Raw genomic sequence first — 12,122 nt, 5'->3', positions numbered from 1 at the left:
ATGCAGTTGCCGTACATACGGATGCAGAGCACCTTCGTCCAGCTTGGATTGAACATACGAAAGCCTGTTCAGGAAATTGAACAGCCTCGCGCCGAGATGAATTTGCGCCAAGAGCCCGCAGTTCTCACAATCCAGCAAGGCCGAATGGAGATGTCTCTCGATGCGAGTCAGGCCCGCAGCAACATCGGCATCATGACAAGCATGGAATTTAGCGACAACATCGCTTCCTACGGAAGGTCAAAGCTCCTGGAAGCGATCGGCCAAATCAGCTACGAAGGCGATACGATGATGCGGATCGAATCCGGGGGAAACCCCATTGCCGATCTGGCTTTGGACAGAGGAATTTTGCTGAGAGACGGCTACACACCTCCGGCTGCTTCCCTGGATGAGGGTGTGCACGTACAGTTTGAAAAGAAACCGGTCGTGATCGATGTAAAGCGAAACGGGATGAGGATGGATCCGGTCCTGAAGCCGCCGGTCCATACGTATACGCCCGGAAAAGTAGAGCCTTATATCTTGAAATGGCCAAGCCTCCAGATGGAAGCGGTAGGCATTTTTGTTGATCGAAGCGTATAAGCGAGGGACGATTATGAATGCAAACCAACAGGTGGAATTGGGCAAACTGTTTTTTGAGGATGGAATACCAGGGTTTGGCGATCTGCAGTTTTTCCTGCTGAAGCAGGAGGAGGAAAGTCCGTTTTTTTTGATTCAATCTGCCGAAGAAGAAGAAGTCGGATTTTGGGTAGTCAATCCCTTCGTCTTTTTTCCGGAGTATGAGTTTTCCCTGACGGAAGCAGCGAAAACGGCGCTCAGCATCGAAGAGGATACACCAATCGGAGTATTTGTCATTATTACCGTTAGAGAAAATCAGGTAACGGCCAACCTGAAGGCTCCGATCGTCGTCAATCTGGGAAAACGCATGGCAAGACAGGTGATTTTGCAAGATGACCGTTATTCCATTCGCCAGCCGTTGCTAGAACCCAGAGCGGCCGTGACAGAATAGGTGGTGAGCCCATGCTCGTTTTATCCCGCAAAAAAAATGAATCGATCATGATTGGCGACACCATTGAAATCAAAGTGATCGCCGTAGAGGGCGATACAGTCCGCATAGGGATTGAGGCCCCACGCAACGTCGAGGTATACCGCAAGGAGATTTACGAGGCAATCCAGGAAGAAAACAGACTGGCCACCCAGCACCAAACGGACTGGGCCAAGATGAAAGAAGTACTCAGGAAAACACAACCGGGTGATGATCAATAAAATGATCGTCACTTTTTTTGTTTTTCCGAAGAAAAAAGTAGAAAAAACACTAAAGGTCCTACGACCCTATTCCGATAATAAAAATGTAGGGAAAAGGTCGCAAGCGCGCGATTGCGATGGTTCCCAATTACTTGCAGCAGTCACAGGGACGTGACTGCCGAAAATCAAGGAGGAAACAGAAATGATTATCAACCACAATATTTCTGCAATGAACACTCACCGTCAACTGGGCGTAAACACTGGCTCTTTGGCGAAAAACGTTGAGAAGCTGTCTTCCGGCTACCGCATCAACCGCGCTGCTGACGACGCTGCTGGTCTTTCCATCTCCGAGCGTATGCGTGCACAAATCCGTGGTATGGAGCAAGCTTCCCGCAACTCCCAAGACGGTATCTCCCTGATCCAAACTGCTGAGGGCGCTCTGCAAACTGTAAACAACATGCTGGTTCGCATTAAAGAAATCGCTACTCAATCTGCGAACGGTACCTATGGTGACGATGCTGACCGCGCTCGTCTGCAAGAAGAGCTGTCTGAACTGACCAAGGAAATCAAAAATATTAAAGACAACACTACTTTCAACGGAATTCATTTGCTCAACGGCAACAGCGGCAAAGATATCAAGCTGCAAATTGGTGAGGCTGCAGGTCAAGTTCTGACTCTGACTGTTTCCAGCTTCAACCTGAGTGCTGTAGCTACAGCTGTAAGCGGCTGGGACATCGGCAGCCAAGGTGGAGCATCTGCTGTATTGGGTGCGATCGAAACTCAGATCAATAATGTAAGTAAAGCCCGTTCCTATCTGGGTGCAAACCAAAACCGCTTGGAAAACACTATCAACAACCTGAACATCACTTCCGAGAACCTGACTGCAGCTGAGTCCCGTATCCGCGACGTAGATATGGCGAAAGAGCAAATGCAGTTCACGAAGAACAACATCCTGACTCAAGCTTCTCAAGCGATGCTGGCTCAGGCTAACCAACTGCCGCAAGGCGTATTGCAACTGCTTCGTTAATCAGCAATTTAAAAAAACATGGACTACTGCTTGGTGAACTGTGACCTTAAATGTAGACAGTTTAAAAAGTCCATTAGCTAGGCAGTCAAAAGATGGCTTCTGAATTCATCAGGAGTCATCTTTTTTAATGACCATTGGTAGCGACCCGAGTTGTAATATGTGATATAATCGTCGATTTGGTCCCGTAACTCTTGTATCGTCTGGCACTCCTTGTAATCCAGATCATCCTTCATATGACCGAAAAACGATTCCATCGAAGCATTATCCCAGCAGTTTCCCTTACGGGACATCGACTGCTTAAAACCTGCTTTCCTAACGAGGAGACGGAATTTAGGATGTGTATAATGCATGCCTTGATCAGAGTGGAGAATGGCATCTGGATGGATATTTCCATCAAGTCGTTCAAGCAGATTCTCTAGTGTACGCTCTACCAATGAAAGTTCTAAGGAAGAAGAAAGATAGTGAGCTAGGATCTGTTTTGTCGTCCCATCTTTGACTACCGAGAGGTAGGCACATTGACCATTACCGTAGTGCATATAAGTAATATCCGTGAGCAGTACTTTCTCTGGCTCCCCTTGGTCAAACCGGCGATTCAACAGATTAGGGCATGTCTGATGCTGTTGTGTTGCTTTCGCCATTTTGCGATAAGGATTAGCACGTCTAATTGTAGCTGTAAGATTATATTTACGCATTAATCGACGAATCTTTTTATGGTTCATGATTATGCCATCTACACGTTCAATCCGCATTTTAATCACAAGAGCTCCTGCCTTGCCACGCAGAGCATCAAAGTGCTCTTTGATAAGTCGGAAGTCGTGTTGATCAGCATCCTCACGGAGCTGGCGAACCTCTTCGGCAGTACGCCAGCGATAATAACCGCTCGCGCTCACGCAAGCAAGCTTACACAGATAACGTGTCATTCGCTGCAAGTTGTGTTGACGGATGGTTTGGTTAATCAATTGGTAGCGCTCGGAAGGCGTCAATGTTTCCTCTCCATCTTCTGCGTTTCGAGCGCATCGAGCTTTTTTAGAAAGTCGTTCTCCGCCTCGAGCAGCTTGATACGAGCTTCGGCACGTTTTAGCTTTTCCTCCATAGACAGCCTTTCTCCTGTTGGTCTGCCAGTACTGCCTTTCCCTCGTTGTTCCTCTAAAAGCCCGTTCTCTCCAAGATCTGAATACGTGTTGCGCCAACGTTTTAAGCACTGATGGGGTTTGTCATGACCAATGACATCTACGTCAAAACCTGCGTTACGAAAGATCTCCATAGGTGTTTGCCCGCTAATGTATGCTTTAACGGCAGCTAGTATGAATGCTGGAGCATACGTAATACTTTTATCCGTTACATGCAAGACATTTGGATTCGACTCCAGCTGCTTTATTTCATGCTCCGAAAAAATCTTTGAACTGCTCCTTTTTTTGCCCATAAATTTTCCCCCGCTGTTTTCGAATTAGGTTGATTAAAACACAAAATGACCCACAAGAGGGTCACTTTTTTAAAGTGTCCATCTTATGGGTCACAGTTCATGGTCAGTAGTCCATGTTTTTTTCTTTCCAAGAAATGTGGCTAACTAGTTTGGAGGTGATTGTCGATATATTAAATAAGAACGGAAATGGGGGCAAGGCATATGCGATTAGTGATCTCCGGACAAGAATACTATTGTGACAACAAGGAATTAACAGCTGCGCAGATCATGGGGAAAGTGTTGGAAATATCCCAATCAGATAATCTCGTACTCAGTCATATGAAGATTGATGGTGTAAATGTATACAACAATGTGGAAAGTTATTTGGAAGAGCACTTTTCAACAATTGAATGTGCAGAAGCGGTATTAGTAACGATTCCGGAATTGCTTCATGATATTTTCGATACAACCTGCCAGTATCTAGATCGTGCAATCCCTGAACTTCAAGGGTTATCTGAGGAATGCTATAAAGCACCAAATACCGAGACATGGAACAAACTTGGTCAATTGGTGGAAGCTATTCAATGGTTCCAACAAACAGCAATATTCATCGAAGAGCACAGAGAAAGGATTCCAGATCCATTCATTCATGAAAAGACTTTTGATTTCACAAATGAAACAAGCATGCTGCAAGAAGCTGTAGAACAACAGGATTTTATTCTGTTGGGAGATATTATTCAGTTTGAAATCTTGACTAAATTTCAAGAGATCGCTGATCAATTGCAAAAAATGACTTCTGTTGAGGTAGACAGACATGATCTTAATTGATAATGTTGTGTTTTTAAAAAATAAATTTCCTACTGCCTGGAATATGGTAAAAGAAGCGGAAGCACAGGATATTTCGGAAAAAGTAAAAGTTGAATCAGCTCGAACAGGAGCTGAGACTCTGTCTGTTCAGACGGAGAAGGGTATCAACTATATACATAGCAGGTACGATCCCGTATCCGAAGCAGAAAAAATCATGGCTGAGTACTCGGATATAGAAAAAAATACTCATGTATTTTTTTATGGTGTTGGAATGGGGTACCATATCGAGTGGTTCATAGAGAAACACCCTGATGTCTCTTTTTCTGTGTATGAACCGGAGATGGACTTTTTTCGGTTGTTGACAGCTGAAAAGAAACTGGAGAGTTGGAACCCGAAATTTTTACGGAATCTGTACCTTGGGGATAGTTCCGAAACGATTTCTAAAAACCTAACCCACTTTGTGGATGTGGTAAAAGAAAAAGTTATGTTGATCATTCTCCCTAGTTACGAACGTATATTTACAGAAAAAACGAGGAAATTTGTAGCCGAATTTCGAAATGTCGTGTATACAAATGCCGCCTACCAATACGCGAACGTAGTTTTTTCAAAACGCCAACCGATAAATAGTATTGTCAACTTACCCACCACTCTGAAGACGCCGAATATCCTTAATGAGAAGCCTCAGAGTTTTCAAGGGAAGCCGGCGATATTGGTTGCGGCAGGGCCTTCTCTGGACCTGGAATACGAAAACCTTCGCTATATAAAAGAAAACGGATTGGCCTATATCTTTTCTGTAGGTTCAGCCATCAATTCTTTAATTGAAAACGGGATTTTTCCTGACGCCGCATGTACTTATGATGGAAAAGAGGCTAACCACCTTGTATTCTCAAAAGTAGTCGAAAGAGGAATTACTGATATTCCTTTGTTTTACGGGAGTATGGTAGGTTATGAAACTGTCCAGAAATACCCCGGACCGATGATGCATTTCATGGTTGGAGGAGATTATTTTTCTAGCTTTCTATTAAAAAGACTGAATGACACTCCGGTGGACTTTGTTAATCCCGCAAAATCAATTGCCATTATTACTCTTCAACTCCTTTACAAGCTCGGCTGCAATCCTATCATATTAGCTGGCCAGAACTTTGCATATTCACAAGACCGTACATATGCCCAAGGTATGGCATTTAATAACGAGCTATCAACTACCCATATGGAGCAGGCTATTGTTGTCAAAGATGTAGAAGGCAACGATGTATACACGAACCGGGGGTTGAACAGCTTTAGAGAGGAAATGGAATCTCATATTGCCAAGCTTTCCGACCGGGAGGTAATCAATACGACCAAGGGTGGAGCACGAATAAAAGGAACGGTATATGAACCTCTTGAGAAATTAATTAACGAGAGGCTACAAAAGCAAGTCGTTGAACAGGAGTGGCTAACTACCCTTGGAAATGATTACGATCTAGAACATTTGATTAAACAAACACAACATCTGCTATCCGAACAAGAAAAGTTTATCAACTTGTGTGATTCGTTTACAAACTTGTTTGCAGAAATGGAACGAAATATCGAAGCCTTTAATAGCAAAAGTGTCGGAAAATGTTTCGTTAAATTTGACAAGCTGTTTGACAGATTACAGGATAACAAGTTTTATCGATTGTTATTACAGCCGATGAATCAGCTTTTGTTTGAAGCAATATTGTTATTGTTTAATCAGATCAGATTTGAGCATGATAACTTTGCAAAGGCAAGAAAATTAATAAAAGATTTTACATCATTTCTAAAAAACTGCGAATCAGACATGAATACAATAACACCTTTGATAAAGAATTCCTATCAAGAGGCTTTGTTGCTTCAAAAGGAGAGCACAACTCCATAACAACGACCAATATGAACGGGTGATCCTATGAATGAATTGATAATTGGCAACAGAAAGATTGGCCCAGAACATCCCCCTTTGGTAATCGCGGAAATAGGCATCAATCATGAGGGAAGTTTTGATAAAGCTATACAAATGATCGACGATGCTGCTTCAGTAGGATGCGAGTGTGTCAAATTTCAAACTCACGTCGTCGACGACGAGATGATCCCCAATAATGTAATACCGGGAAACGCAAAAGAGTCGATTTGGGAGATTATGAATCGTTGTGCTTTAACCAAAGAAGAAGAGCGAGAGTTGAAAAAGTACACAGAAGCGAAAGGCATGATTTTTCTAAGCACCCCCTTTTCCAGAGCAGCAGCGGTGCAATTGGAGGAATTGGGCGTTCCCGCATACAAAATTGGTTCAGGGGAGTGTAACAATTACCCCCTGATTGAACATATTGCACGCTATGGAAAGCCTGTTATTTTAAGTACAGGTATGAATAATCTGGAGAGCATAGAGAAGGCTGTAGCGATCCTTCGCAAACATAATACGCCTTTTGCGTTATTGCATTGTACAAGCATTTATCCGACGCCTTACGATAAGGTACGCTTGGGAGCATTGGAAGAACTGGCTCAGGCTTTTCCTGATGCGGTTCTCGGATTATCCGATCACTCTTTGTCGAACTATCCTAGCCTTGGTGCAGTAGCTTTAGGTGCAAGAATTCTTGAACGTCACTTTACTTCCGATAAAAGCTGGCCTGGTCCTGACATATCCATTTCAATGGATCCGACAGACTTAAAAGAGTTAATTGAAGGAAGCAGGGCCATCTTTCAAGCGCTCGGGGGCCGAAAAAACGTACTGAAGGAAGAACAGCCGACGATCGATTTCGCGTATGCTTGCGTCGTGGCAATTCGTGATATTCATGCTGGCGAAGAACTGTCCATGGAAAACATCTGGGTAAAGCGACCTGGAACAGGGGAGATAAAAGCTGAGCATTTCAACAGCCTTCTTGGCAAAAAGGCGTTATCCCCAATAAAACAAAATGAACAAATTCGGTGGGCGCATGTGAATGGGTAAAAAAATATTGTTTCTTACGGGGACACGAGCTGACTTTGGAAAATTAAAGCCTTTAATGCGAGCTGTTGACGAATCTCCTTTGTTTGAGTGTGAGATTTTTGTTACCGGCATGCATACTCTCTCTCGATATGGACTGACAGTTGAAGAGGTATACAAAGCGGGCTTTACAAACATTCATACGTTCAGAAACCAAATCCATGGGGAGCCCATGGATTTGGTATTAGCCAATACTATTGGAGGACTTTCACGATTCATTCATGAGGATCGGCCTGATTTAATTGTTGTGCATGGAGATCGAGTCGAAGCTCTAGCAGGAGCGATTGTCGGCTCGCTAAACAATATTTTGGTGGCGCACATCGAAGGGGGAGAATTGTCGGGAACCATTGATGAATCCATACGCCATTCGGTTTCCAAACTATCCCATATTCATTTTGTAGCGAACACGCAAGCCGCGGTAAGGTTGGAGCAGCTGGGGGAGAAGACCAGCAATATTTTTGTGATTGGTTCCCCTGATATTGATATTATGCTGTCTGATCAGTTGCCAACTATTGAGCAGGTCCGAAAGCGATACGAGATCGATTTTGAAAAGTTTGGTGTCGTCTTGTATCATCCTGTAACTACCGAAATTGATTGCATAAGAGAAAATGCGAATCAATTAGTAAAGGCATTGATCTCCAGCGGCCTCAATTACGTTGTCATTTATCCGAATAATGATTTGGGAAGCAATGATATTTTAGCGGAATACAAAAGACTGGAGAATAATAACCGTTTTCGAATTTTCCCTTCTCTACGATTTGAGTTCTTTTTAACTTTGCTAAAAAATGCTGATTTTATTATCGGGAATTCCAGTGCAGGCATTCATGAGGCTCCCGTGTACGGTTTGCCGACAATCAATATTGGCAGCAGACAACAAAACCGATTCTTCCATAACACGATTTACCACGTAAGCAATGATTATGATGAAATCATGGACGCAATAAAAAAGGTTGCCGGTATGACAAAAAAGGAGCCATGCTTTAATTTTGGCCATGGCAATAGTACTTCATTATTCATGAATGTACTGGAGGACGGAAGTATATGGGCAGTTTCGAAGCAAAAACAGTTTCAAGATATTTTGATCAAATAGCCAAAAATAGGATTCTGGCGATTATTCCGGCGCGGGGCGGATCTAAAGGGGTACATCGGAAAAACATCCGAAAGCTGCTGGGAAAACCCCTCATAAACTACACGATCGAAGCAGCAGCACAATGTCCCTTGATCGATCGGTGTATCGTAAGCACAGAAGACCAGGAAATAAAGCAATTCAGTCTGGAAGCCGGAGCTGAAGTGATTGACAGGCCTATTGAGCTTGCAACCGATACGGCATCGTCAGAAGATGTCGTTCGGCACGTTCTGGAAGACTGCTTGAAAAAAGGAGAATTGCCGGAGTTTTTTGTGCTGCTACAACCGACATCTCCGTTGCGCGACGAGAAGGTCCTTACAGATTGCATTGAGAGCAGCCTTAAAGCAAAGTCGCGGTGCACGATCAGTGTGACAGAGGTCGAACATCATCCTTACAAGGCATTTTATGCGGAAAATGGAATGCTGACCCCGTTAAAAGACAGGCAAAGCTTAAGCAAACCAAGGCAGCAACTGCCTCATGTCGTCCGTCAAAATGGTGCTATCTATTTTTTGGAAAGCGCCAGTTTTTTGGAGCAGAATTCCTTTTATATTGAACCGGCACTACCGTTTTATATGGATGCAGACGCAAGTATCGATATAGATCATGAAAGAGACTTTCTTTTGTGTGAGGCACTTCTTTTGAATAAAGCAACAAAAGGCATATAACGGATGCAACTTAAACAATTGTGAATTCTCTGCTTTAGCAAAAGGGAAGTAAAGCTTTTTCCTCGAAAAACCGATAACTATGATAGGAAAATATCCTAAGGAGGATTGTCAATGGACGTCGGTTCAATCCATGGCTATGGTAAGTTGAAGTCGTATTCTGACATAACCGCGAATACTTCCATTGCTCAGCCTGCAGAAAAGACGCCACCGTCCCTAGATAAACATCAAAGTATCGGCGAAATTGAATCAGAGATTGCGGGTATAAACAAATGGTTGCAAATGACCAGCTCCCACATTAAATTTACGCTTCACGAAGACTTAAACGAATACTATGTTCAAGTAATCAATGACCAGACCAATGAGGTCATCAGAGAAATCCCGTCCAAAAAAGTAATGGATATGGTCGCAAAAATGCATGAGATGATCGGACTGCTTATAGATGAGAAAAGATAGGAGGATTTGCCCATGTCTCCCATTCGATTTACGGGAATGGCTTCCGGTTTAGACACAGAGAAAATGATCAAAGATTTGATGAAGGCTCAACGCGAGCCTGTCAATCGGTTGATCAGAAAAAAGCAAACGGACGAGTGGAAGCGCGATACCTATCGCGAAATGAACAAGCTGCTTGACGAACTGAGAAAATCGGTTGAAGCGGTGCGGTATTCTTCTAACTTCAAAAAGAAGGTCGCTTTTTCCGAAAATGACGGGCTTGTGTCTACCAAGATTTCAGGTATTCCGCAATTCGCCACGTATTCCGTGAACGTTGAAAAGTTGGCTAAAGCAGAGAGTCCGGCTGGCGTATCAATTGAACTTGATAATGTAGTTGACAAGGGTCAAGCCCTTGGTGCAAAAGGCACCTTAACAATTAACGGGGTAGACATTGCTATCGATGTCAATGATTCGATTACCAGTATTAATGAAAAGCTAGCAGCACAAAGTACGGATAAGCATGCTCTAATTGAAGCGAGCTTCGTGAATGGATCGTTAGTTTTTACCTCTAAGTCCGGTGCGGAACTGACCGGTGTTGATCCGAGTGATTCCAGCAAAGACAATAAGTTTTTCTCCGTAAATTTTACTGCCGATCCAGATGGAACAAGCGGAAAATTAAAGATTAGCGGCAGCGTAGATTCATCACTGAGAACGGATGGAGAAAAGGGTATCGTTTACATTAACGGAGTAAGGATGGAAACGGCCACAAATACGGTATCTTTTGACGGCATTGATTTTACCATTAAGGGAACCAATGGCGGTTCTCCTGTCATCGTCAATACAAAAACGGATGAGGATGCCATCTTTAACCAAATCAAAGGGTTCGTGGACAAATATAATGAAGTGATCGAAAAGATCAATGCAAAAATCTCCGAACCTAAGTACAGAAGCTACAAGCCATTACTGGATGAAGAAAAAGAAGAACTGCCGGAAAAAACGGCGGAAAAGCTGGAGGCGATGGCCAAGAGCGGTATTCTGCTGCGTGATCCGATTTTAAAATCGGGCCTGGATCAAATGCGTTACGCCATCAGTGCGCCATTGAAGGTTGCTGGAGTCAATGAAAAATTTGACACATTGTCTGAGATCGGCATTGGTGGTCCGCCTAGCGGCAAATATGCTTACCAAGAGAACGGGAAGCTTTACATTAACGAAACAAAATTGCGTGAAGCGATCAGCAATAATGGGGAAGATGTATTAAAGCTGTTTACCAATTACAGTTCAAGCAACGATCCTGCAACCAAGTTCAACGAAAGCGGTATTGCCGAGCGGCTCTATACTCAACTGACCAAAGTAATAGACAGAGTGACGAATGAAGCAGGCAGTTCAACTTTTCTTGTTGATGACAGCGTGATTGGCCGTGGAATCAAAGAGACAAATAAAGAGATCAATATGTGGGAAGACCGCCTAAAAATGATCGAGGATCGCTATTGGAAACAGTTTACTGCGATGGAAAAAGCGATGTCCAAGTTCCAGTCCCAAGGCAACTGGTTCGCGCAAATGCTTGGTCAACAATAGCAGGGAGAGATGCAGATGTTACATAATGCTGCTCAGACCTATCAGTCCAATCAGGTGACGACAGCTACTCCTGGGGAATTGACGCTCATGCTTTACAATGGGGCGATCAAGTTTATTAAGCAAGCAAAAAGTGCCATAGATGAAAAGAATGTCGTAAAAGCACATGAAAATTGTTTGAAAGTGCAAAACATCTTGTACGAGCTACTGTCCACTTTAAACAAAGACTATCCCATTTCCGGGGAACTTGAAAAAATGTATGACTATATGCTCCACCGGATGATTGAGGCTAACATGCGGAAGGATGCTTCTATTTTAACAGAAGTGGAAGATTATTTTGTCCAATTCCGGGACACCTGGAAAGAAGCTATGTTGTTGGCGAAGAAGCAAAGATGAGGAGCAGTAGCATGGTTTTCCAAATGGATGGAATTGTGGAGGAAATGCTCCAGCTGACTATTCAGCTGGAGCAGGAAGTCATGCAATCAGATAGTGATCCAGACAAGTGGTTGTTATATTTAGATGAGCGGGAAAAAATGATGAGGAAGATTGATACGTTGATTTCCGCCGGTTCCCCACTCTCAGATGCGAACAAGATATCATTGGCCCAAATACATGACATCAACCAGCGTATCATGCCGATCATTTCAAATCGTATGCAAGCGGTACAAAAGAAGCTTACTGAAATACAACGGAGTAAAACAGCAATGAATACTTACCACGATGCTGGACCGAATGCTTTTGGCGCGTTTTTTGACTCCAAGAAGTAAAAACTCTATCTCTTCTAAATCACTGGAGACGGTGAGCTTATGGAGAGATAGAGTTTTTTATAGTAACAATGCAGATTGGAAACTTATGAATGTTTTTGGCAAGTAAGAAAT

At 43.3% G+C, this 12,122-nt stretch carries 13 protein-coding genes and 2 pseudogenes; 13 read left to right on the top strand and 2 right to left on the bottom strand.

The window, feature by feature from the left end; translation table 11 throughout:
• The 4 genes from EDM54_RS21270 (at position 1) to EDM54_RS21255 (ending at position 2,266) form a co-directional block, all read left to right on the top strand.
• Complete coding sequence (locus EDM54_RS21270; protein ID WP_024984132.1) at positions 1-576, top strand: DUF6470 family protein; 576 nt, start codon at positions 1-3, stop codon at positions 574-576.
• Between the two features lie 13 nt (positions 577-589).
• On the top strand, positions 590-1,003 hold the full coding sequence (gene fliW, locus EDM54_RS21265) for a flagellar assembly protein FliW (protein ID WP_024984131.1): 414 nt from the start codon (positions 590-592) through the stop codon (positions 1,001-1,003).
• An 11-nt stretch (positions 1,004-1,014) separates the two neighbouring features.
• The gene (csrA, locus tag EDM54_RS21260) at positions 1,015-1,260 is read left to right on the top strand and encodes a carbon storage regulator CsrA (RefSeq protein WP_003388324.1); all 246 of its coding nucleotides are present in this window, start codon (positions 1,015-1,017) and stop codon (positions 1,258-1,260) included.
• Positions 1,261-1,441: 181 nt separating this feature from the next.
• Positions 1,442-2,266, top strand: a complete 825-nt coding sequence (locus tag EDM54_RS21255) for a flagellin N-terminal helical domain-containing protein (RefSeq protein WP_003388323.1) — start codon at positions 1,442-1,444, stop codon at positions 2,264-2,266.
• Between the two features lie 77 nt (positions 2,267-2,343).
• Here EDM54_RS21255 and EDM54_RS21250 read toward each other — a convergent pair.
• Positions 2,344-3,384 (bottom strand): annotated as a pseudogene (locus EDM54_RS21250) (IS3 family transposase); the annotation flags it as partial.
• Positions 3,330-3,689, bottom strand: a pseudogene (locus tag EDM54_RS27250) (IS3 family transposase); the annotation flags it as partial. The pseudogenes EDM54_RS27250 and EDM54_RS21250, both read right to left, overlap by 55 nt.
• A gap of 201 nt (positions 3,690-3,890) precedes the next feature.
• Here EDM54_RS27250 and EDM54_RS21245 point away from each other — a divergent pair.
• The 9 genes from EDM54_RS21245 (at position 3,891) to EDM54_RS21205 (ending at position 12,011) form a co-directional block, all read left to right on the top strand.
• Positions 3,891-4,496, top strand: coding sequence for a DUF8042 domain-containing protein (locus EDM54_RS21245; RefSeq protein ID WP_122958755.1), 606 nt, complete (start codon positions 3,891-3,893; stop codon positions 4,494-4,496).
• Positions 4,483-6,354 (top strand): motility associated factor glycosyltransferase family protein, encoded by a 1,872-nt coding sequence (locus EDM54_RS21240; protein ID WP_122958754.1) that lies wholly within the window; start codon positions 4,483-4,485, stop codon positions 6,352-6,354. Before EDM54_RS21245 ends, EDM54_RS21240 begins: the two co-directional genes overlap by 14 nt.
• A gap of 27 nt (positions 6,355-6,381) precedes the next feature.
• A complete protein-coding gene (locus EDM54_RS21235) occupies positions 6,382-7,416 on the top strand; it encodes an N-acetylneuraminate synthase family protein (protein WP_122958753.1) in 1,035 nt (344 codons plus the stop codon).
• On the top strand, positions 7,409-8,542 hold the full coding sequence (gene neuC, locus EDM54_RS21230) for a UDP-N-acetylglucosamine 2-epimerase (RefSeq protein ID WP_122958752.1): 1,134 nt from the start codon (positions 7,409-7,411) through the stop codon (positions 8,540-8,542). The genes EDM54_RS21235 and neuC overlap by 8 nt, the downstream gene beginning before the upstream one ends.
• Positions 8,494-9,243 (top strand): acylneuraminate cytidylyltransferase family protein, encoded by a 750-nt coding sequence (locus EDM54_RS21225; protein WP_003388315.1) that lies wholly within the window; start codon positions 8,494-8,496, stop codon positions 9,241-9,243. The genes neuC and EDM54_RS21225 overlap by 49 nt, the downstream gene beginning before the upstream one ends.
• Before the next feature lie 111 nt (positions 9,244-9,354).
• Positions 9,355-9,696 (top strand): flagellar protein FlaG, encoded by a 342-nt coding sequence (gene flaG, locus EDM54_RS21220; RefSeq protein ID WP_003388314.1) that lies wholly within the window; start codon positions 9,355-9,357, stop codon positions 9,694-9,696.
• Positions 9,697-9,708: 12 nt separating this feature from the next.
• Positions 9,709-11,247 (top strand): flagellar filament capping protein FliD, encoded by a 1,539-nt coding sequence (fliD, locus tag EDM54_RS21215; protein WP_003388313.1) that lies wholly within the window; start codon positions 9,709-9,711, stop codon positions 11,245-11,247.
• A 15-nt stretch (positions 11,248-11,262) separates the two neighbouring features.
• Positions 11,263-11,640, top strand: coding sequence for a flagellar export chaperone FliS (fliS, locus tag EDM54_RS21210; RefSeq protein WP_003388312.1), 378 nt, complete (start codon positions 11,263-11,265; stop codon positions 11,638-11,640).
• An 11-nt stretch (positions 11,641-11,651) separates the two neighbouring features.
• Positions 11,652-12,011 carry a flagellar protein FliT gene (locus EDM54_RS21205; protein WP_122958751.1) on the top strand — a complete coding sequence of 120 codons (360 nt, stop codon included), beginning with the start codon at positions 11,652-11,654 and terminating at the stop codon, positions 12,009-12,011.
• Positions 12,012-12,122 lie beyond the last annotated feature (111 nt).

Source organism: Brevibacillus borstelensis (assembly GCF_003710865.1).
Classification (GTDB): Bacteria; Bacillota; Bacilli; order Brevibacillales; family Brevibacillaceae; genus Brevibacillus; species Brevibacillus borstelensis.
Note: the sequence above shows the minus strand (reverse complement) of the source record. Positions and strands in the feature narration are given on the sequence as shown.